Here is a 20,136-nt window from a genome sequence, read left to right on the forward strand (position 1 = left end):
GTCAGCCGGAGGTGTCGAGCTTCTTCATCTGATCGAGGACGCGCTCGACGGTGGGGTCGGTGAGCTCGCCGACGACGCGGCCGTCGGCGAGGAAGATGGCGCGATCGGCATAGCCCGCGGCACTGGCGTCGTGGGTGACCATGACGATCGTCTGGCCGAGCTCGTCGACCGAGCGCCGGAGGAACGCGAGCACCTCGGCCGACGAGCGCGAGTCGAGGTTGCCGGTGGGCTCGTCCGCGAACACGATCTCCGGACGGCTGGCGAGGGCGCGGGCGGCCGCCACGCGCTGCTGCTGGCCACCCGACAGCTCGTCGGGCCGGTGCTTCAGCCGGTCGCGCAGGCCGATGGCGTCGACGACGCGGTCGACCCAGGCCTGGTCGGGCGGACGCCCGGCGATGGCCATCGGGAGCGTGATGTTCTCGATCGCGTTGAGCGTCGGCACGAGGTTGTAGGCCTGGAAGACGAAGCCCACGTGGTCGCGGCGCAGCTCGGTGAGGTGGCGATCGTCCAGACTGCTCAGGTCGGTGTCGCCCACGAACACCTGGCCGCTGGTGATGCTGTCCAGCCCGGCCATGCAGTGCATGAGCGTGGACTTGCCCGAGCCCGAGGGGCCCATGATCGCGCTGAACTCCGCGCGCGGGAACGCAACGGTGACGCCGTCGAGTGCCCGTACCGCGGTGTCGCCCGCGCCGTAGACCTTGACGAGGTCGACGGCGCGGGCGGCGGAATGGTTGAGCGAGGCATCGGGAGGCGCGGTGGTGTGGCCGTCTCGCATGATCACCGGTTCTAGTCGTGTGAGATGGCATGGAGCACGTCGAGCCGGGCCGCCCGGCGGGCGGGCAGCACGGCGGCCACCACACCCGCCAGGGCGGCGAGCGCGACGAACACCAGCAGCTGCCCGCCCGGCACGGTCAGGGTGGACACCCCTCGGCTGTGCAGCGCGGCAACCAGCGCCCACCCGAAGAAGACACCGACGACGAGCCCCAACAGCGCGCCGAACACGCTGATGATCACCGCCTCGCATCGGATCATGCTCCGCACCTGCCGGCGGCCCATGCCGACGGCTCGGAGCAGGCCGAGCTCACGGGTGCGCTCGAAGATCGAGAGCGCAAGCGTGTTCACGATGCCCAGAAGGGCGATCAGGATCGCCATGGCGAGCAGCGCGGTGACGATGCCGAGGAGCTGGTTGATCTGGCTGGCGGCCTGGGCCTTCAACTCGGCCGCGTCGCGCACGTCGAGGTTGGGATACCGGTTGAGCACCCGTTCGACCGCTGCACGCGATCGCGCAGGAGACACACCCGGGGCCGCCTTGATCACGACCAGGTTGTCGTTGATGGTGGTGTAGTTGCGCTCGAAGTCCGACAGCGTGAGCAGGTAGGCGCCCGCGAGGTCGTTCTTGGCGTAGATGCCGGCGACCGAGATGCGTTGGACGCCCGTCCTCGCGAACTGGAGCGCGACGGTCGAGCCCACCTTCCACGCGTGGTCCCGCGCCTGCTTCTCCGAAACCAGGAGGCCGCTCTCCGAGCCGGTCGGCGCCCGGCCGGAGATGACGTCGAGATGGAGCAGCGACGTCAGCTTGTCGGGCTCGACCCCCGCCAGCTGCTTGGTGGCACCGTCGAGCTTGAACTGCCCCGGTCGCACCGCGGTGACGGTCGCGAGCTCCGGTCGCTTGGCCAGGTCGCTCGCCACGGTTGGGCTGAAGCCTTCGCCGAAGCCACCTGCGGTCACCGTGTAGTCGGCGCCGAACTCCTTGTCGATGGTCTTGGTGGTCGAGGTCTTCACCGACGCCGACAGCACGGACACGAACGTGACCAACGCGAGGCCGATCATGAGCGCGGCCGCGGTCGAGGCTGTGCGACGGGGGTTGCGCATGGCGTTCTCCCGGGCGAGCTTGGCCGGGAGCTTGAACAGTCGCACGAGCGGGGCGCCGACGACGCGCGCGACGGGCCGGGCCAGAACCGGGCCCAGGAAGGCGACGCCCATGAACACGAGGAAGACGCCGAGGCCGACGTACTTCACCGCGCTGGCTCCGCCGCCGATGAGACCCAGCGCCAGCGCGCCGCCACCCACGACGGTCGTCGTGCAACCGAGCAGAATCCGGCGCCGGCTGCTCGTCGTGGCGGCCGGGGTGCCGCCCTCCCGCATGGCTTCGATGGGTGCAACACGTGTCGCACGCCGGGCGGGAGCCGCGGCCGAGACCACGGTGACGACGATCCCCACCAGCAGCGACACCACGAACGTGCGTGGCGACAGCACGAGGCTGCCCGCGGGCAGTCCGAAGCCGATGGCGTCCATCAAGGCGCGTATGCCGTACGAGATCCCGATGCCGAAGGCCAGACCTGCCACCGACGCCACCACCGCGGTGATGAACGCCTCACCCAGGACCGATGCCATCACCTGGCGTCGGGCGGCGCCGAGCGCCCGCAGGAGCGCGAGCTCGCGGGTGCGCTGCGCCACGATGATCGAGAAGGTGTTGGCGATCATGAAGGTGCCGACGAACAGCGCGATGCCGGCGAACACCAGCAGGAAGATGCTGAAGAACTGGATGCCCTGCTGCACGTCGGAGGCGTCCTCCTTGGCCAGCTGCGGGCCGGTCAGCGCTTCGTACCCTCCGCCGAGCGCGGCGTTGACCCGACTCCGGAGCTCGGTCTTCGAGACTCCGTTGTCGCCCTTGACGTTGATGAACGAGAACTGTCCCGGCCGGTCGAGCGCCTCCTGGGCAGTCGACGTGTCGAACGCGGTGACCGTGGCGCCCAGGAGCGTGTCCGCGGTCCCGACCTTGAAGACGCCCACGAGCGTGAACTCGCGTGCCGGCCCGTTGAGGAGGACCTTCACCCGCTCGCCGACCCGGAAGCCGTGCTTCTTGGCCGTGGCCGCGTCGATCGCGACCTCGTTGCCGTTGGTGGGGCGGTGTCCTTCCTTCAGGGTGTACGGGGAGAGGCCGGCGATGTCGGTGAACGTCTCTCCGAGCGTGGGCGGCCCCCGCGGGGTGATGGCCTTGCCCTTGTGGTCGATGAGGATCGCGGTGCCCTCGACCTCGCCGGCCGCGGCCTTGACGCCGTCGATGTGGCGCACCTCGGAAAGGAGCGAGGCCGGGACCGGTTGACGCTCGTCGTTGTTCTGCTGCTCGCTGAAGCTCTTCTTCGCCCGGACGCGCACGTCGACTCCGGACTCGATGCCCTTGAACAAGGTGTCGAACGTGGCGTTGAGCGTGTCGCTCAGGATGAGCGTCCCGGCCACGAACCCGACGCCGAGGACGATGGCCAGCCCGGTGAGGGCCAGGCGGAGCTTGTGGGCCAGGAGGCTGCGGATCGTCGCTTTGCGCACCGGACCTAACCTCCCAAGTGCTTCATGCGGTCGAGCACGCTATCGGCCGACGGCTCCGACATCTCGTCGACCGCCTGGCCGTCGGCGAGGAACACCACGCGGTCGGCGTAGCTCGCGGCGGCCGGGTCGTGGGTGACCATGACGATGGTCTGGCCCATCTCGCGCACCGATCGGCGCAGGAAGCCGAGCACCTCGGCCCCCGACCTCGAGTCGAGGTTCCCGGTGGGCTCGTCGGCGAAGATGATGGCGGGCCGGCTCGCGAGCGCCCGGGCCGCGGCCACGCGCTGCTGCTGGCCGCCCGAGAGCTCGCTGGGCCGGTGCGCGAGGCGGTCGCGCAGGCCGATCGTGTCGATCACGTGGTCGAGCCAGACCTGGTCGGGCTTGCGGCCGGCGATGGCCATGGGCAGCGTGATGTTCTCGAGCGCGTCGAGCGTCGGCACCAGGTTGAACGACTGGAAGACGAAGCCCACCTTGTCGCGCCGGAGCAGCGTGAGGCGGTTGTCGTTCAGTCGGGTGATGTCGACGTCGCCGATGAACGCCTCACCCGAGGTGACGCCGTCGAGTCCCGCCAGGCAGTGCATCAGCGTCGACTTGCCGGAGCCGGACGGGCCCATGATCGCGCTGAAGCGGCCGGTCGGGAACTCGACCGAGACGTGGTCGAGGGCGCGCACAGCGGTCTCGCCCGACCCGTAGACCTTGACGAGATCGACCGCGCGCGCGGCAACGGTCGCGGACGTCGCCGGGCGTGGGTCGGCGGGGCGTGTGTCGGTGATCGATCGCATGTGACGAACGTACGCGGAGGACTGCGCCTCGTCGTCAGCCGCGGCGACGATTCGCGCGTCGTCCGCGAGGATGACGTGGTTCGTGACCGGCGTCACCCGCCGGGCTGAACCAGGCCCGTCTCGTACGCGAGGACCACCGCCTGGACGCGGTCGCGCAGGCCCAGCTTCATCAACACGCGACCGACGTGGGTCTTCACCGTCGTCTCGCTCACGAAGAGCGTCTCGGCCAGCTCCGCGTTCGACAGCCCGCGTGCCATGAGGGTGAGGACCTCGACCTCTCGGTCGGTGAGGTTGCCGAGCGACGGCGGTGGCTTGGTGTCCGGCGTCGGAAGATGCCGTGCGAACCGGTCGATCAGCCGGCGGGTGACCGACGGGGCGATGAGCGCGTCGCCCGCGGCGATCGTGCGGATGGCGGTGACGAGATCCTCGGGGGGCACGTCCTTGAGCAGGAAGCCGCTGGCCCCGGCGCGCAGCGCCTCGACGACGTATTCGTCGAGGTCGAACGTGGTGAGGATGAGGATCTTGAGCGGGTCGTCCGTGCCGGGCCCGGCCAGCCGTCGGGTGGCCTCGACCCCGTCGAGGTTCGGCATGCGGATGTCCATCAGTACGACGTCGGGACGAAGGCGCAGCGCCGCGTCGATCGCCTCGACGCCGTCGCCGGCCTCACCGACGACCTCGATGTCGTCCTCGCCCTCGAGGATCATGCGGAACCCCGCACGCAGCAGGGGCTGGTCGTCGACGAGCAGGACGCGGGTCACGCGCGGACCGGCTCGAGCGGGATGCGGGCGGAGACCGCGTACCCGCCCCCCTGGCGCGGGCCCGCCTGGAGCTCCCCTCCGAAGAGGGCGACGCGCTCGCGCATGCCCACCAGACCGTGGCCGCCCCCGTTGGTCGCCGGCGCGTCGGCGGCGGAGCCGCGGCCGTCGTCGACCACCTCGAGGCGCAGGTCGTGGTCGCCGTAGCGCAGGATGACCTGGGCGCGGGCGGGGCCCGCGTGCTTGAGGCTGTTCGTGAGCGCCTCCTGCACGATCCGGTAGGCGGACATGTCGGCGCCGGACATCAGTGGGCGGGGCTCGCCTTCCACCACGAGCTCGACGGGCAGCCCCGCGTCGCGGACGTGTGCGACCAGTGAGTCGAGGTCGCTGATGCTCGGCTGGGGCGCGCGGTGCTCGGTCGCGTCGTCCTCGGTGCGGAGCACGCCCAGGAGGCGGCGCATCTCGTCGAGGGCCTCGCGCCCGGTGTCCTCAACCGACGTCAATGCCTCACGCGCCCGTTCGGGATCGCGCTCGATCGTGCGGCGGGCCGCGCCGGCCTGCACCACCATCACACTCACGTTGTGCGCCACCACGTCGTGCAGCTCGCGGGCGATGCGCGCCCGCTCGTCGGCCACCGCGCGCTGCGCCTGCTCGGCCTGCTCGCGCTCGAGGCGGGCCGCCCTGTCCTCCAGGCCGGCGAGATAGGCGCGCCGGTTGCGCAGGTTGTCGCCCAGGATCCACGCCGTCGCGAAGATGACGACGTTGCTGACGACGTTCCCGGCGTTGACGCCCCACCGCGCGGTGAGGAAGACGACCAGGGTGCCGATGGCCGCGTAGACCGCGCCGATGATCGAGCGGCGCCGGTCGCAGTGGGCGGCCACGCTGTAGAGGCAGATCAGCACGCCGACCGACGTCGCGCTCTCCGGGAAGCCGATGGCCTCGTAGGCGACTGCCGCCACGCCGACGACCACGAGCGCCGGGAGCGGTTTGCGGCGCCGCCAGGCGACGGGGACGGCGCTCAGCACCCCGAGGATGATGGCGAGCGCGTTCGCATCGCGATAGTTGACGCCGTGGGCCGACGTGTCGCCGCCGGTGATGGAGAGGATGACGACGAGGAGGAGCAGGCCGGCGAGCAGGCTGTCCGCGAGGAGGGGATGCTCCTTCAGCCAGCGAACGGGCGTCGGCCGGCGGGTCATGGGATGACGGTAGCGAGTGGAGTCGTCGCCGGCATCCTCCCCGGCGACGACCGCGCGTCATCCTTCCGGATGATCTCGGAGCGTGACCTCGACCGCATCGTCGACGGGAGCATCATCACCGGCCGCATCGAAAGCGAGCTGCTCGATGTGCCCGGCGTCTTTGAGGTCGGCTGCCGCGTGGCGGGCCGCGCCGTGGCCACGGACCACGACGCGGGCGACGGGCGCGCGCATCGAGCGCCTGGCCTCGGTCTTGGCCCGACGCACCTCGCCGAGCACCGCGGACGCCGCGCCGAGGACCGCAGCGTCACCGTCGCCGGCGCCGGGGCCGAGCTCCGCCGCCTGCGGCCAGGTGGCACGGTGGACGGAGCCCTCCTTCCACCACGACCAGACCTCCTCGGTGACGAACGGCACGATCGGAGCGAACAGCCGCAGCAGCGCCGAGAGCGCTATCGACAGTGCCGCGTGCGCGGACGCCGCCGGCGCGTCGCCCTGGCCGCCATAGGCCCGCGCCTTCACCAGCTCGACGTAGTCGTCGCAGAACGACCAGAAGAACGCCTCGGTGCGCTCGAGCGCGCGCGCGTAGTCGTAGGCCTCGAAGGCGCGCGTGGCGTCGTCGACGAGCGCGCCGAGCCCGGCGACCATCGAACGGTCGAGCGCCTCGGTGACGGCGCCGGGGTCGCCCGCGCGGGCGGCTCCCAGCCCGAGGACGAAGCGCGACACATTGAGGAGCTTGATGGCGAGGCGACGGCCCACCTTCATCTGACCCCGGTCGAAGGCCACGTCCTGGCCGGGCCGGCCACCGCATGCCCAGTAGCGCACCGCGTCGGCCCCGTACTCGCCGATCAGGGGCATGGGCTCATCGGGTGAATTTGCGTTCGACTTCGACAGCTTCTTGCGGTCGGGGTCGAACACGAACCCGGCGATGGCGGCGTTGGCCCACGGAAGCGCGTCGTGCATGATCTGCGAGCGCACGATCGTGTAGAAGAGCCAGGTGCGGATGATGTCGTGGGCCTGCGGGCGCAGGTCCATCGGGAAGACCCGCGCGAAGAGGTCGGGGTCGTCCTCCCAGCCGCCGACGATCTGCGGAGTGAGCGACGAGGTGGCCCACGTGTCCATCACGTCGGGGTCGCCTGCGAACCCGCCCGCCTGGTTGCGCTGCGCCTCGGTGTAGCCGTCGGGCACGTCGGTCGAGGGGTCGACCGGGAAGCGGTCCTCTGAAGCGGTCAGCGGGCGCGACCGGTCGAGGTCGCCGTTCTCCAGCACCGGGTACCACACCGGGAACGGCACGCCGAAGAAGCGCTGACGCGTGATGTTCCAGTCGCCGGCGAGGCCGTTCACCCAGTTCTCGTAGCGCACGCGCATGAACTCGGGGTACCAGCGCAGCTCCTTGCCCCGCGCGAGCAGCTCCTCGGTGGGGGGGTAGCGGATGAACCACTGCCAGCTGGTGACGATCTCGAGCGGTCGCGTGCCGTTGCCCCAGAACTTCACCGGGTGGGTGATCGGGCGCGGCTCACCCACCAGCTCGCCGGACTCGCGCAGGCGCTCGACGATGGCCGCCTGGGCCTGCTTCACGGTCTTGCCTGCGATGGCCTGCCAGGCGTCGTTGTCGGGCACGTCGGGGGGTGGCGAGGCGACGATGCGCCCGTCGCGTCCGACGATCGAGCGCACCGGCAGGCCGAGCTCGCGCCACCACACCACGTCGGTGGTGTCGCCGAACGTGCAGATCATGGCGATGCCCGAGCCCTTCTCCGGATCGGCCAGCTCGTGGGCCAGCACCGGCACCTCCACACCGAACAGCGGAGTGTGCACCGCGGTGCCGAAGCGGTCGCGGTAGCGCGCGTCGTCGGGGTGGGCCACGAGCGCGACGCACGCGGCCAGCAGCTCGGGTCGTGTCGTCTCGATGGGGATGTCGTCGAACATGAGCCGGTGGTAGTGACCGGCCACCTCGCGGTCCTCCAGCTCGGCCTGGGCGACCGCGGTCCTCATGTCGACGTCCCAGAGCGTCGGCCCCTCCGCGAGGTAGGCGATGCCCGCATCCAGGAGTTGCAGGAAGCCGCGCTGCGAGGCCCGGCGGGCTCTCTCGCCGATCGTCGTGTACGTCATGTCCCAGTCGACCGACAGGCCGACGGACGACCACAGCTCGAAGTACTGCTGCTCGAGCTGCTCGGTGAGGCCCGCGCACAGCTCCACGAAGTTGGGGCGCGACACGGGAACCGGTCGTTTCGGAGGGGGCTGCTCGGGCAGGAACGTCGGGTCGTAGGGGAGCGAGGGGTCGCAGGTGATGCCGAACGTCAACTGCACGCGCCGTTCGACGTTGAGGCCGTTGTCGTCCCACCCCATCGGATAGAAGACCTCGCGCCCGCGCATGCGCTGGAAGCGGGCGATGGTGTCGGTGTGGGTGTACGAGCACACGTGGCCGGGGTGGAGGGCGCCCGACACGGTGGGAGGCGGCGTGTCGATCGAGTAGATCTCGGCGCGGGTCTTGGTGCGGTCGAAGCGATAGGTGCCGTCGGCCGCCCATCGTGCGCGCCACTTCTGCTCGAGGCCGTCGAGGCTCGGTTTTTCCGGGACGGTGGCGGACATGTGCGGGTTACCGTACCCGGGTGCTCAGACTCCACGACACCGCTTTGGGACGGGTGGTCCCGTTCGAGCCGCGCGAGGCAGGCAAGGTGTCGATGTACGTCTGCGGGCCGACCGTCTACGACGTGCCTCATCTCGGGCACGGCCGCAACGTGCTCGTGTACGACGTGCTGCGCCGCTATCTGGAGTGGTCGGGGCACGAGGTCAACCACGTCTCCAACGTCACCGACGTCGACGACAACATCATCAAGCGGGCGAACGTGGAACGCCGTTCGCCCGATGAGGTGGCCGAGGAGTACGAGGCCGCGTGGTGGGCGGCGCTCGACAGTCTCGGCGTGCTCCGGCCGACCGCCGACCCGCACGCCAGTGACTACATCGCGGGCATGGTCGAGCTGATCGAGCAGCTGTTCGAGCGCGGCGTCGCCTACGAGACCTCCGACGGGGTCTACTTCGAGGCCGCACAGGTCGCCGACTACGGCCTCCTGGCCGGGCAGCCGCTCGAGTCGCTGAAGACCGGTGGCGGGGAGCGGGCCGTCGTCGGCGAGGAGACCAAGCGCTCGCCTGCCGACTTCGTGCTGTGGAAGAAGGCCAAGCCGGGCGAGCCGAGCTGGCCGTCACCCTGGGGCGACGGCCGGCCGGGCTGGCACACCGAGTGCGTGGTCATGAGCCTCGACCTGCTGGGCGACGACTTCGACCTCCACACCGGTGGGCTCGACCTGAAGTTCCCCCATCACGAGAACGAACGGGCCCAGGCGGTCGCCGTCGGCCGCCGGTTCGCGCGGCACTGGATGCACCACGCGTTCGTCGAGATCGCGGGCGAGAAGATGTCGAAGTCGCTGAAGAACTTCACTTCGCTCACCGACCTGCTCGCCCAGACCGACGCCCGCGCCTACCGGCTCCTTGTGCTGCAGTCGCACTACCGCTCGCCCGTCGAGGTCACGCGTGAGACCGTCGAGCACGCCGAGCGGACCCTCGCCGGGCTCGACAACTTCGCCCGCGCCGCGGCGAAGGTCCCGGCCGCGCCGGCGGATGCGGCGGTGATGCAGCAGTTCAGCGAGCGCATGGACGACGACCTCAATACCCCGGGCGCGATGGAGGTGCTCTTCACGACCGTGACCCGTTTCAACTCGTCGCGCGATCCTGCGCTCGCCGCCGCGGTCCACGAGATGGCGCGTGTCGTGGGGCTCGAGTTGCACGCGGGCGCCCTCGAGGCCGACGCCGAGAGCGCTGAGCTGGTGCGTCAGCGTGACGACGCGCGTGCCAACCGCGACTGGGCGCGGGCCGACGCGCTGCGAGCCGAGCTCCGGGCTCGCGGTTGGGTGGTGGAGGACGGTCCCGACGGCACCGAGATCCACCGGTGACGCCGCCGAACTGCGCTGCTACCGTTTCTGTTCGAGGGAAACTGGCTTCTGCACGGCAGCACCGCTCCGAAGATGCAAGCACGGCAACGGTAGGCACGGCATGCAGTCCCCTCGCCTCCCAGTCAGTCAAACAAGGGGGATCGCCAAAGTGGCGACCGGTACCGTGAAGTGGTTCAACGCAGACAAGGGCTTCGGGTTCATCTCGCAGTCGGATGGCGCCGATGTGTTCGTGCACTTCAGCGCCATTCAGAAACCCGGTTATCGCACCCTCGACGAGGGTGAGCAGGTGGAGTTCGATGTGAACCAGGGGCCGAAGGGCCTGCAGGCGGCGAACGTTCGTCCGCTCTAGCCGTTCCTCGAAGATCCGTTGTCGCGGGGCCGCCCTCGGGCGGCCCTGCGGCGCGTCTGCGGCCCGACAGGCAATGGGCCGGCTGTGCCGCAGAGTGGCTCGGCGCCACGTAGCGTGCGACCTGCCGGCGCGGATTTGACGCCCGACGCGAGCGCGCCGTTGCCTGTCCCGGTGCGGCGCCGGGCCCGGACCTCCAGCAGGGCGCCCCTCCCGCCCGGGTTCACCACCATCTGGACCACCGTCGCGCTGGATCTCGTGGGGTTCGGCATCGTGCTCCCCCTGCTGCCGCTCTACGCGAGCGACCGCCGGTTCGGTGCCAGCCCCGCGGTGGTGGGCGTGCTGCTCGCCTCCTTCTCCCTGGCCCAGTTCGTGTTCGCACCGGTCTGGGGGCGGCTGTCCGACCGGGTGGGCCGCAAGCCGGTCCTGGTGCTGTCGCTCGCCGGCACCGCGGTGGGCAGCCTGCTGACCGGGCTGGCGGGCTCGCTGCTTGTGCTGCTCGTGGGCCGGGTGCTCGACGGCATCTCGGGCGCGAGCGTGTCGGTGGCCCAGGCCGCGGTGGCCGACCTCGCCCCCGCCGAGCAGCGGCCCCGGCTCTTCGGGCTCCTCGGCGCCGCGTTCGGGCTGGGGTTCGTGGCCGGTCCCGCCATCGGCTCGCTCGCCGCGCTCGGCGATCGGCGGCTCCCGTTCCTCATCGCCGCGGCCATCGCCGGCGTCAACGCGGTGGTCGCGGTGCGACGGTTGCCGGAGACCAACGCCCGGCATCTGCGTCGGACCGTGGCCGAGGAGGCCGGTTGGATGCGCGAGACCGGGCTGGAGGACGAGGCCGCCGCGCTCACGCCCCGTCTGTCCTCCCGCACGGCCGCTCCGCCCGCCCACTCCGCCTCTGACATGACCCGGCTGCTCCTGGTCGCCTTCGTCTCGCTGGCCGCGTTCAGCGCGTTCGAGGCGACGTTCACCCTCTTCGGGCGTGAGCGCCTCCACCTCCAGCTCACGTCGGCGGGAGCGGTGTTCGTCGGCATCGGCGTGGTGCTGGCGTTGGTGCAGGCATCACTCGTGCAACCGGTCGTGGAGCGGCTCGGGGAGCGCGGCACCCTCCGCGCAGGTCTCCTCGCCAACGCGGCCGGCCTCCTCCTGCTCGCGGCCGTGCACTCGTGGCTCCTGCTGGTGCCGGCGCTGCTCGCGCTCGTCGTCGGCCAGGGGCTGGTGATGCCGTCGCTCACCGCTTCGTTCGCAGGACGCGCCGGCCGGGAGCGCCGGGGCCGCGTCCTCGGCGTGCAGCAGTCGGCCAACGGGCTGGCCCGCGTGGTGGGGCCGGTGTGGGGAGGCCTCGCGTTCGAACGGCTCGGTGCACCGTCGCCGTTCCTCGTCGGTGCCGCGGTGATGGCGCTGTGTGTGGCCATGATCGGCAGGAACGCGTGAAGGCCAAAAGGGTCGGCCGCCGGCCCGCTAGCCCCCGGGCGCGAGGAGGACCTTCACCGGGCCATCGGGTTGCACCAGCTCGGTGAACGCCGCGTCTGCCGCGTCCAGCGGTCGGACGTCGGACGCGAGCGACGCCGCGTCCAGCGCGCCGGCCGCGACCGCGTCGACGGCCTCGCCGAACTCCTCGGTCGTGTATGCGAAGCACGGGTGGAAGTCGACTTCCTTGACCACCCATGGAATGCCCAGCAGCGAGATCGGGTCCATCGGGCCGGCGACGCCGACGAGCACGACCTCGCCCCCGGACCGCACCTCGTTGAGCGCGACCTGTGGCGTGGCGGCGGTGCCCGCGCACTCGAACACCACATCGAGGGGGCCGAACGCGGTCGAGAGGCGGTTGGCGTCGCCGAGCACGACCTCGGCGCCGAGGCGCGCCGCCACCTCGGCCCGCCGGTCGCTGCGTTCCGCCACCACGACGTGGTCGACCCCTTCGCGCCGCAGGGCGGCGAGGGTCATGAGGCCGATGGGACCCGCGCCGATGATCCCGACGGTGCTGCCCGCGCCCGCACGCGACCGTCGCACGGCATGGAGGCCCACCGCGTAGGGCTCGACCAGCGCTCCCTGTTCGACGGTCATCGTGTCGGGCATCGAGAAGCACGCAGACGCGTCGGTGGCCACGTACTCGGCGAAGGCGCCGTCGTTGAACCCGAGGCCGAGCGCGGTGCGCGCCTGGTCGAGGCACAGCTGGTCGGTGCCCCGGCGGCACGGGTCGCACGTGCCGCAGCGCGCCATCGGCAGCACCGCAACCCGGTCGCCGACCCGCCGGCCGGCGACGCCGTCGCCCGTGGCGGCGATCGTGCCCGCGAACTCGTGCCCGATCACCGCACCCGCCGGCAACAGTCGCGACGCCTTCAGATGGAGGTCGCTCCCACAGATGCCGCAGCGCTCGACTGCGACGACCACCATGCCAGGGCCCGGCTCGGGGTCGGGCCGATCCACGACGGCGAAGCTGCCGTCCGCCCCGTAGGCCAGCGCCCGCATGGCGGCGGAGCGTACGGGCGGGCGGGTTTCTTTCCCAACTCCTCGGGCTATGTTACCGTTCGGTAACTTCGTCGGTTCAGGTTCCTGAACGCTTCGTGGAGGTGGCGTAGCGATGCCCGAGTTCTCTCTCGATCTCAACGAGGACCAGCTCCAGATCGAGAAGTGGGTGCACGATTTCGCGGAGACGGTGGTGCGCCCCGCGGCCCACGAGTGGGACGAGCGGGAGGAGACGCCGTGGCCGATCATCCAGGAGGCCGCCAACATCGGGCTCTACTCGCTCGACTTCGTGGCCAACATGTTCGGCGACCCCACGGGCCAGCTGCTTCCGATCGTCAGTGAGGAGCTCGCCTGGGGCGACGCCGGCATCGCGCTGTCGATCTTCGGCACCACCCTCGGCGTCGCGGGCATCTTCGCCAACGGCACGCCCGAGCAGGTGGCCGAGTGGATGCCGCAGTGCTTCGGCACGCCCGAGAAGATCCAGCTGGCAGCGTTCGGCGTGAGCGAGCCCGACGCGGGCTCCGACGTGAGCTCGCTGCGGAGCCGTGCGGTCTACGACGAGGCGAAGGACGAGTGGGTGCTCAACGGCACCAAGACTTGGATCACCAACGGCGGCATCGCCGACGTGCACGTGCTCGTGCTGTCGGTGGAGCCCGACCTGGGCTCGCGCGGCCACGCCAGCTTCGTCGTTCCCCCCGGCACGAAGGGCATCCGTCAGGGCCAGAAGTTCAAGAAGATGGGCATCCGCGCGTCGCACACCGCCGAGGTCATCCTCGAGGACTGCCGGGTGCCCGGGAGCTGCCTGCTCGGTGGCAAGGACAGGCTCGACGCGCGCCTCGCCCGCGCTCGTGAGGGCAAGAGCTCGCGCGTGCAGGCCGCGATGGCGACGTTCGAGGCGTCACGGCCTGCCGTCGGCGCCCAGGCGGTGGGCATCGCGCGTGCGGCCTTCGAGTACTCGCTCGAGTATGCCAAGGAGCGCAAGCAGTTCGGCCGGGCGATCATCGAGAACCAGGGCATCGCCTTCAAGCTCGCCGACATGAAGACGCACATCGACGCGGCCCGCCTGCTGGTGCGCCGCGCCTCGTGGATGGCGAGCGCGGGCAAGACCTTCGAGAACGGTGAGGGCTCGATGTCGAAGCTGTTCGCGGGTGAGACCGCGGTCTGGGTCACCGAGCAGGCGATCCAGATCCTCGGCGGCTACGGCTACGTGCGCGAGTACCCGGTCGAGCGTTGGCACCGCGACAGCAAGATCTACACGATCTTCGAAGGCACCAGCGAGATCCAGCGGCTGATCGTCTCGCGGGCCATCTCCGGCGTGCACGTTCAGTAGATCGGCGCGTCTTCGGGCGCAGGCCGTTCATACCGGTGGATCGCCACGCGCCCCTCGAGGAGTGCGAGAGAGCGGCAGATCTGGCGCGCCGTGGCGCGAGTTCTCAGGTCCGCGCGGCGAGAATCGTCCACGCGCCGGGGACGCCTTTGAGTTCGTGTTCGCCGCGTGCTTCGTAGGTGATCGTGGAGCCGACGGTGAGGTCGCGGACGGTGGAGGAGGCAAGGATCTCACTCGCCTGCGCGGTAACTGATATGCGCTGGGCGATCACGACCGCGAGGCCGGTGCAGAGAGGTGAGCACGATGAGCAATGAACAGGCAGCACCAGACACGCAGGGTGTTACGGCGGCGCTACTCGCAACTGTTGACCTTGGCCCTGAGATCGAGGGCATGACAGGGCGCGAACTTCGAATGCGGATGTTCACCTTCGAGCCTGGAGCCGTCTTCGGCCCGGTTCACGACCATATCGATAGACCAGGCGTGGTCTACATCCTGCAAGGAACGATCACTGATCATCGAAATAGCGTCGCTACGGAGTACGGGCCGGGCGTGGGCTGGCCCGAGGATCGGTACACCAGACACTGGCTTGAGAACAGAGGAACGGTTCCGGCGGTGGAGATCTCGGTCGATGTCGTCCGGTCTTCCGAATAGCAGGCGCGCTCGGTAACAGGAGCCAGTATGAGTGTCGACGCTCGCACGCGGAACTGACGCTCCGCGCTGCCGGATCGGGCAAGCTGTGCGAGTGACGAAGACAAGTCGACGGCTCGACGGGTCAGACGACGGGGCACTGCTTTCGCTCTTCGGCGCGATCGCCTCGCGTGATCAGCTCACGATCGCGCGACGGCTAAAGCAAGCGCCCGGTCTCGCCACCCGTCCGATTCGTATCGGCGCGACCCGCCAAGATCCCGACAGGTACTTCCTGCCCGAGATTCGTCACTACGTCTATGCGGGTGACACGGCGCTACATGTAACTGCTGCCGCGCATCAACGAGAAGTCGCCGAGTCGCTCGTCGCGCAAGGTGCAGACGTTCGCGCTCGCAACCGAAGGGGAGCAGAACCGCTCCACTACGCCGCAGACGGGAGTCCCGGTACGGACTTCTGGGATCCGATTGCGCAGCGCGACGTGATCACTTACCTCATCGAAGCAGGTGCGCGCCCTGACGCCAAGGACAAGAGCGGTGTAGCGCCGCTGCACCGAGCCGTTCGGACTCGAAGCTCGGACGCGGTCAGCGCCCTCATCGAGAACGGCGCCGATCCGCGGCTGACGAACAAGAGCGGGTCGACCCCGCTGCACCTTGCCGTCCAGAACACGGGCCGCAGCGAGTCTGGCTCGGAGGCGGCCAAGGACGAACAGCGCCGGATCATCGCCTTGCTACTAAGACACGGCGCGAGTCCGACCGACGTCGATGCGAACGGCAAGACCGTCGCGGCTACAGCATCCAGCGATTGGATCCGTCAACTGCTCGACAACTGCTGACGGCATGGCGCAGCGACACCGTCCCCGCGAGGCCGGCGGTGCACACACCCTCTCCCCGGTGGTCGAGATGACCAAGGGGGCCGACGTCGGCCGCACGGCGCCCGTGGCGGGAAGCGTCTGACCCTTCGTGCTCGTCGTTTGCAGCTGGAGCACCACCGCTCGGGTGACGTCGCGGAGGGTGAGGTCTCCCGCCCTGCTCGCGGTACAGCGCGGCGGGCAAACGAGACTCCGATGACGGTAGAAAGCAGCGACAGGGGAGGCAGGAGTGGCCGAGATCGAGACCGAGTACCTGGTGATCGGCGCAGGCGCGTCGGGGATGGCGTTCACCGACGCGCTGGTCGCGGATGCCGACGTCGATGTCGTGATAGTGGACCGGCGCCACAACCCGGGGGGTCACTGGAACGACGCCTATCCCTTCGTTCGGCTCCACCAGCCGTCGGCGACGTATGGCGTCAACTCGCGACCGTTGGGTACCGAGACGATCGACGCCGCCGGACCGAACGCCGGGTTCTACGAGCGCGCGACCGGCGTGGAGATCTGCGACTACTTCCGGCGCGTGCTCGACGAGCAGCTCGTGGGCTCAGGTCAGGTCCGCTTCTTCGGGCAGTGCGACTACGTCGGGCATCACGCGGGCGAACACTCCTTCAGGTCCCGGCTCACCGGCGGGACGACAACGGTGCGGGTGCGCCGGAAGATCGTCGACGCCACCTACGTCGAGACGTCGGTGCCGGCGACGCACACGCCCGAGTTCACTGTCGGTGAGGGCGTGAAGCTGATCCCGGTCGGCGAGCTCGTCCACGTCACCGAACCGCCCTCGGGGTTCACCGTGCTCGGCGCCGGAAAGACGGGCATGGACGCGTGCAGCTTCCTGCTCGATAACAATGTCGACCCCGACAAGATCCGCTGGGTCCGTCCACGGGACGCCTGGCTGATGAACCGGTCGTCCTTTCAGCCGCTCGATCTGGTCGCCTCGACCGTCGAGAGCCTCTCACTGGTGCTGCAGTCCCTCGCCGACGCCGAGAATGTCGACGATCTCTTCCGCCGGCTCGAGGCGTGCGGCCAACTCCTTCGCCTCGATCCGGCCGTCGAGCCGACGATGTTCCGCGGCGCAATCGTCAGCCCGGCTGAGCACCAGAGCCTCAAGCAAATCGAGCGGGTCGTTCGGCGGGGACGGGTACGTCGCATCGAGACCGGCCGGATCGTGCTCGACGAGGGCGAGGTCCCGACTGATCGCGGCACTGTCCACGTCGATTGCACCGCGTACGGGCTGCGGGCGACGCCGCCACGTCCCATCTTCGACGACGGGCGAATCACGCCCCAGTCACTCATGGGCGGCTTCACGACCTTCAACGCTGCGTTGATCGGCTTCGTCGAGGCGGCCCGGGACACCGACACCGACACCGACAAGAACCGGCTCTGCCCGCCGACCGCCTACCCCAGCAAATCGATCGACTGGATCAGCGTGTTCGAGCGCGGCTTCCGTGTCATCACCCAGATGCTCGAGGAGCCCGACCTGGCTGCCTGGTTGGCGACCTGCCGGCTCAACACGACGCGGGGTATGAACGAACACTTAGGCGACCCGCGCGTGCAGGCGGCACTCGGTAGCTGGCTCGAACACATGGAGCCCGCCCTCGCAAACGCGGAGCGGTTGCAGACGGCCGCGGTCAGGTGAGCTGCTCGACTCCCGCGCCTCGAGCACGACAACCCCGAGGCTCTCTCGGACCGGGGCGGCTCACCGAGCGCCACCAGTTCTGGCGCGGCTACTCGGTGGCGAGCGCCCAAAACACGGCGACGGCAAAGTCGCCCGTGTTGGGATCGGGATCGCCGTAGATCTCCCAGCGAACGCGCGTGATCTCGTAGCCGTGCTGAGCACACCATGCGCACACCGACTCGTGCGTCTCGCCGAGCTGTCCGATCGGGCCGGTATGCGTCGCGGTGGCGACGAGACCTCCTGGGAGAATCGATGGAACCACCGAGCCGTGAGGCTCGAACGGCCCGTTGACCTGCACGCCAACCTCAACGGTTGGCAGGTCGTCCTCGTAGAGCATGACGTTGTGACCGTCCTTGCTCAGATCGCCTGGCGCGTCGCGCAGGAAGCGCCAGACCTGGTCGAGCATCGTGCGCCAAAGCGCAGGAAACTCCTGCCAGGTCGTCGCGGCTCGAATTACGGCGGTTGGCGAAGCCTCGACTGTCAGCACTCGGACATCGGCCAAATCGACGTTCCTCCTCGTCCTCCAAGAGTCGATCCTAGGATCCGCCGGGACGGCCGAGCGGCTTGAGTTCGGGCGGGTTCGCCGGCGGGTACGATCGCTCGATGCCTGAGCCCGCGATCGAGGTCGTGCTGTTCGATCTGGGCGGTGTGCTGTTCGATTTCGGTGGCGTCCAACCGATGAAGTCACTGTCCGGAATCGAACACGACGACGAGATTTGGCGCCGTTGGCTGGGCTGCCGCTGGGTCCGCACGTTCGAACGCGGGAGTTGCTCTGCCGAACAGTTTGCCGAGGGCGTCGTTGGGGACTGGGCGCTCCCGATCACTCCTGATGCGTTCTTGCATTCCTTTCGTTCGTGGCTAGGCGGACCACTCGCCGGAGCGGACGTGCTCGTCCGCGAGGCCCGGAACAAGGTGAAGGTCGGATGCCTGAGCAATACGAACGCGCTGCACTGGACCGACCACGAGAACCGCTGGGAACTGCTCAGCGCCTTCGACTTTCGGTTCCTGTCGTTCCAGATGGGTTACGTGAAGCCTGACCGCGAAATCTTCGACCGGACGGCGCAGCTTCTCGATCGTCCACGCGATCGCGTCTTGTTCCTCGACGACAATGCAATCAATGTCGAAGGCGCCCGTGCCGCAGGGTTTCACGCCATGCAGGCCGTCGGAGTGGATGAGGCGCGGCGGTGCCTCATGGCGGTGGACCTTCTTCCTGAGGGATAGCCGACAGAGGCCAGCTACTACGTCGCGCCAGATTGCCCAGTGATCCGCGAGCGCCGAGCGGCCAGTTCGGAGCGGTCAGACGTAGCCCTCGGGCACGGGACCGAGGACCTCCACCCCGTACCGCTCGGCAATCGCTCCGAGCTTCTCGTCGCTAACGTCGCCCTCACGAATGGCCGCCGCGAGCTCGTCGAAGTAGCCCACCATGGCTTGTGGAACATACAAGTTGAGCTTCCTGCTCGGTGATGAACCCACGCGAAACCCGTGCACCGCACCGACCGGTATGTGCACGAACGATCCCGCTGGAGCGCGAACTTCTCGGTCGCCGATGAAGATGATGTACTCGCCTTCCAACACGTAGAAGGCTTCCGCCGCATCGCGATGGATGTGCATCGGGTGGCCGAAGTTACGTGGCTCCGTCGCTTCGAGAAGCGTAAAAGCGCCGCTCGTGTCCTCGGCAGTCGCTTTAACTGACATCAGGAAGTTACCGAGGTCGATAGCACGCCCCTCGCCTGGCTGAAGCACGTACGGTTCGTCAGACACGGATACTCCCAGGCCTGCAAGCGACGACGCACATGATCGGTCAGGCTTGGGCGAGGACCTCGTACACCTCGGCGTAGAGGATCTTCACGGGTGCGCCAGGGGGCGGACCCTGCTTGGCCTGGGCCAGGGCCGCCTTCGCCGTCTCCTCGTTCTCGAAGAGGACGAGGCTGTGCCCGTTGGTCCCGTCCTCCGACCGCGCCCAAGTGCCGCTGACGAACCCCGGGGTCGCCTTCACGTCGGGCACGACCTGGTTGTGCAGGATCGCCGTCGCCTCGTCGGCCTTCCCGGGCTCGATGCCGACTGTGATCACAACCGCATGCATTGGGCTCTCCTCCTGACTCGACTGGTCCTACCTCCGCAGCTTTGCAGACGCGGCCCACGCCGAGCCTCGCGCGCGGCAGGGTGGTCTCACATGCCCAGGTGCGTGCGCTGCACGGCCGCGACAGCCTCCGGTGATCCGCTCACCTCGACCTGCGCCGCGGTCCGGCGCCCGAAGACATACAAGAGGAGCTCGCCCGGAGGACCGCTGAGTCGAGCTCTGGGCTCGCCCGGCCGAACGGTCATCCGCTCGCCGGTCGCAGGCCACTCCATGTCGAGCCCGGCGTCGCGTAGACGCCGAGTCAGATACCGGCTGCTTCGACGCACGTTTCGCCACAAGGCGGCCTCCAGCACGGGCGCCAGGGCACGGGGTCCCAGCTCGTTCGCTCTGCGCAAGTCCTCGTGGTGAACGAAGAACTCGTTCAGGTTTGGGACGGACCGGACCCATCCGATGCGGAAGAACCCGAGGGGAGGACCAGAGCGGATCCGCGTGACCAGCGACGCGAAGTCCTTGCTCTCCGCGAGTCTGGCCCTGCGCCTCTCGGCGAACCGCTGGAAGGCGCCAGGAAGAACGATGCAAGGGCCGGCGATGAGGTCGCGTTCTCGCAACACGATGTGAGCGGCGAGATCGTTCGCAGTCCAACCTTCGAGGAGCGTGGGAACGAAGGGCCCGAGCTCGGCGAGGAGAACGCACAACCCAAGCCGCTCCTGCGCATCGAACGGGGGTTCCGCCATCGC

Annotated in this window: 19 protein-coding genes; 8 read left to right on the top strand and 11 right to left on the bottom strand. The window is 69.3% G+C overall.

Going from position 1 to position 20,136, the window contains the following annotated elements; translation table 11 throughout:
- Nucleotide 1: 1 nt before the first annotated feature.
- The 6 genes from E6G06_04090 to valS all read right to left on the bottom strand — a co-directional run bounded on the left by E6G06_04090 (nucleotide 2) and on the right by valS (nucleotide 8,643).
- The gene (locus tag E6G06_04090; protein ID TML92937.1) at nucleotides 2-775 is read right to left on the bottom strand and encodes an ABC transporter ATP-binding protein; all 774 of its coding nucleotides are present in this window, start codon (nucleotides 773-775) and stop codon (nucleotides 2-4) included.
- 11 nt (nucleotides 776-786) lie between these two features.
- Nucleotides 787-3,327, bottom strand: coding sequence for an ABC transporter permease (locus E6G06_04095; GenBank protein TML92938.1), 2,541 nt, complete (start codon nucleotides 3,325-3,327; stop codon nucleotides 787-789).
- Nucleotides 3,328-3,332: 5 nt separating this feature from the next.
- The gene (locus E6G06_04100; protein ID TML93040.1) at nucleotides 3,333-4,109 is read right to left on the bottom strand and encodes an ABC transporter ATP-binding protein; all 777 of its coding nucleotides are present in this window, start codon (nucleotides 4,107-4,109) and stop codon (nucleotides 3,333-3,335) included.
- Between the two features lie 92 nt (nucleotides 4,110-4,201).
- Nucleotides 4,202-4,813: a response regulator transcription factor gene (locus E6G06_04105; protein ID TML93041.1), complete on the bottom strand. Its 612-nt coding sequence runs from the start codon at nucleotides 4,811-4,813 to the stop codon at nucleotides 4,202-4,204.
- A 50-nt stretch (nucleotides 4,814-4,863) separates the two neighbouring features.
- Nucleotides 4,864-6,060 carry a sensor histidine kinase gene (locus E6G06_04110; protein ID TML92939.1) on the bottom strand — a complete coding sequence of 399 codons (1,197 nt, stop codon included), beginning with the start codon at nucleotides 6,058-6,060 and terminating at the stop codon, nucleotides 4,864-4,866.
- 57 nt (nucleotides 6,061-6,117) lie between these two features.
- Nucleotides 6,118-8,643 carry a valine--tRNA ligase gene (valS, locus tag E6G06_04115; protein ID TML92940.1) on the bottom strand — a complete coding sequence of 842 codons (2,526 nt, stop codon included), beginning with the start codon at nucleotides 8,641-8,643 and terminating at the stop codon, nucleotides 6,118-6,120.
- Here valS and E6G06_04120 point away from each other — a divergent pair.
- The 3 genes from E6G06_04120 (at nucleotide 8,580) to E6G06_04130 (ending at nucleotide 11,769) form a co-directional block, all read left to right on the top strand.
- Nucleotides 8,580-10,001: a cysteine--tRNA ligase gene (locus tag E6G06_04120; GenBank protein TML92941.1), complete on the top strand. Its 1,422-nt coding sequence runs from the start codon at nucleotides 8,580-8,582 to the stop codon at nucleotides 9,999-10,001. The two genes, valS and E6G06_04120, sit on opposite strands and share 64 nt — an antisense overlap.
- A gap of 100 nt (nucleotides 10,002-10,101) precedes the next feature.
- Nucleotides 10,102-10,350 carry a cold-shock protein gene (locus E6G06_04125; protein TML92942.1) on the top strand — a complete coding sequence of 83 codons (249 nt, stop codon included), beginning with the start codon at nucleotides 10,102-10,104 and terminating at the stop codon, nucleotides 10,348-10,350.
- Nucleotides 10,351-10,368: 18 nt separating this feature from the next.
- A complete protein-coding gene (locus tag E6G06_04130) occupies nucleotides 10,369-11,769 on the top strand; it encodes an MFS transporter (GenBank protein ID TML92943.1) in 1,401 nt (466 codons plus the stop codon).
- Nucleotides 11,770-11,796: 27 nt separating this feature from the next.
- On the opposite strand, the gene E6G06_04135 is transcribed toward E6G06_04130, so the two are convergent.
- Nucleotides 11,797-12,807, bottom strand: coding sequence for a zinc-binding dehydrogenase (locus tag E6G06_04135; protein ID TML92944.1), 1,011 nt, complete (start codon nucleotides 12,805-12,807; stop codon nucleotides 11,797-11,799).
- 112 nt (nucleotides 12,808-12,919) lie between these two features.
- Between E6G06_04135 and E6G06_04140 the strand changes: the two genes are divergently transcribed.
- The 4 genes from E6G06_04140 to E6G06_04155 all read left to right on the top strand — a co-directional run bounded on the left by E6G06_04140 (nucleotide 12,920) and on the right by E6G06_04155 (nucleotide 17,280).
- A complete protein-coding gene (locus E6G06_04140) occupies nucleotides 12,920-14,134 on the top strand; it encodes an acyl-CoA dehydrogenase (GenBank protein ID TML92945.1) in 1,215 nt (404 codons plus the stop codon).
- Between the two features lie 300 nt (nucleotides 14,135-14,434).
- A complete protein-coding gene (locus tag E6G06_04145; GenBank protein ID TML92946.1) occupies nucleotides 14,435-14,782 on the top strand; it encodes a cupin domain-containing protein in 348 nt (115 codons plus the stop codon).
- 31 nt (nucleotides 14,783-14,813) lie between these two features.
- Nucleotides 14,814-15,608 (top strand): hypothetical protein, encoded by a 795-nt coding sequence (locus E6G06_04150; protein ID TML92947.1) that lies wholly within the window; start codon nucleotides 14,814-14,816, stop codon nucleotides 15,606-15,608.
- A 265-nt stretch (nucleotides 15,609-15,873) separates the two neighbouring features.
- Nucleotides 15,874-17,280, top strand: coding sequence for a hypothetical protein (locus E6G06_04155; GenBank protein TML92948.1), 1,407 nt, complete (start codon nucleotides 15,874-15,876; stop codon nucleotides 17,278-17,280).
- Nucleotides 17,281-17,368: 88 nt separating this feature from the next.
- Here E6G06_04155 and E6G06_04160 read toward each other — a convergent pair whose 3' ends face one another.
- On the bottom strand, nucleotides 17,369-18,007 hold the full coding sequence (locus E6G06_04160; protein TML92949.1) for a GyrI-like domain-containing protein: 639 nt from the start codon (nucleotides 18,005-18,007) through the stop codon (nucleotides 17,369-17,371).
- Here E6G06_04160 and E6G06_04165 point away from each other — a divergent pair.
- Complete coding sequence (locus E6G06_04165; GenBank protein ID TML92950.1) at nucleotides 17,923-18,540, top strand: HAD family phosphatase; 618 nt, start codon at nucleotides 17,923-17,925, stop codon at nucleotides 18,538-18,540. The two genes, E6G06_04160 and E6G06_04165, sit on opposite strands and share 85 nt — an antisense overlap.
- Before the next feature lie 75 nt (nucleotides 18,541-18,615).
- On the opposite strand, the gene E6G06_04170 is transcribed toward E6G06_04165, so the two are convergent.
- The 3 genes from E6G06_04170 to E6G06_04180 form a co-directional block, all read right to left on the bottom strand.
- Nucleotides 18,616-19,080, bottom strand: a complete 465-nt coding sequence (locus E6G06_04170; GenBank protein TML92951.1) for a cupin domain-containing protein — start codon at nucleotides 19,078-19,080, stop codon at nucleotides 18,616-18,618.
- Nucleotides 19,081-19,120: 40 nt separating this feature from the next.
- Nucleotides 19,121-19,402 carry a hypothetical protein gene (locus E6G06_04175; protein TML92952.1) on the bottom strand — a complete coding sequence of 94 codons (282 nt, stop codon included), beginning with the start codon at nucleotides 19,400-19,402 and terminating at the stop codon, nucleotides 19,121-19,123.
- Nucleotides 19,403-19,488: 86 nt separating this feature from the next.
- Nucleotides 19,489-20,133 carry a TIGR03085 family protein gene (locus E6G06_04180; GenBank protein ID TML92953.1) on the bottom strand — a complete coding sequence of 215 codons (645 nt, stop codon included), beginning with the start codon at nucleotides 20,131-20,133 and terminating at the stop codon, nucleotides 19,489-19,491.
- Nucleotides 20,134-20,136 lie beyond the last annotated feature (3 nt).

Source organism: Actinomycetota bacterium (genome assembly GCA_005888325.1).
GTDB lineage: Bacteria > Actinomycetota > Acidimicrobiia > Acidimicrobiales > AC-14 > AC-14.

Excerpts from the sequence above, each read along its gene's own strand:
- E6G06_04090 (TML92937.1), bottom strand. The coding sequence starts at position 775 with ATGCGAGACGGCCACACCACCGCGCCTCCCGATGCCTCGCTCAACCAT.
- E6G06_04100 (TML93040.1), bottom strand. The coding sequence starts at position 4,109 with ATGCGATCGATCACCGACACACGCCCCGCCGACCCACGCCCGGCGACG.
- E6G06_04105 (TML93041.1), bottom strand. The coding sequence starts at position 4,813 with ATGATCCTCGAGGGCGAGGACGACATCGAGGTCGTCGGTGAGGCCGGC.
- E6G06_04110 (TML92939.1), bottom strand. The coding sequence starts at position 6,060 with ATGACCCGCCGGCCGACGCCCGTTCGCTGGCTGAAGGAGCATCCCCTC.
- valS (TML92940.1), bottom strand. The coding sequence starts at position 8,643 with ATGTCCGCCACCGTCCCGGAAAAACCGAGCCTCGACGGCCTCGAGCAG.
- E6G06_04125 (TML92942.1), top strand. The coding sequence starts at position 10,102 with ATGCAGTCCCCTCGCCTCCCAGTCAGTCAAACAAGGGGGATCGCCAAA.
- E6G06_04135 (TML92944.1), bottom strand. The coding sequence starts at position 12,807 with ATGCGGGCGCTGGCCTACGGGGCGGACGGCAGCTTCGCCGTCGTGGAT.
- E6G06_04140 (TML92945.1), top strand. The coding sequence starts at position 12,920 with ATGCCCGAGTTCTCTCTCGATCTCAACGAGGACCAGCTCCAGATCGAG.
- E6G06_04145 (TML92946.1), top strand. The coding sequence starts at position 14,435 with ATGAGCAATGAACAGGCAGCACCAGACACGCAGGGTGTTACGGCGGCG.
- E6G06_04165 (TML92950.1), top strand. The coding sequence starts at position 17,923 with ATGCCTGAGCCCGCGATCGAGGTCGTGCTGTTCGATCTGGGCGGTGTG.
- E6G06_04175 (TML92952.1), bottom strand. The coding sequence starts at position 19,402 with ATGCATGCGGTTGTGATCACAGTCGGCATCGAGCCCGGGAAGGCCGAC.
- E6G06_04180 (TML92953.1), bottom strand. The coding sequence starts at position 20,133 with ATGGCGGAACCCCCGTTCGATGCGCAGGAGCGGCTTGGGTTGTGCGTT.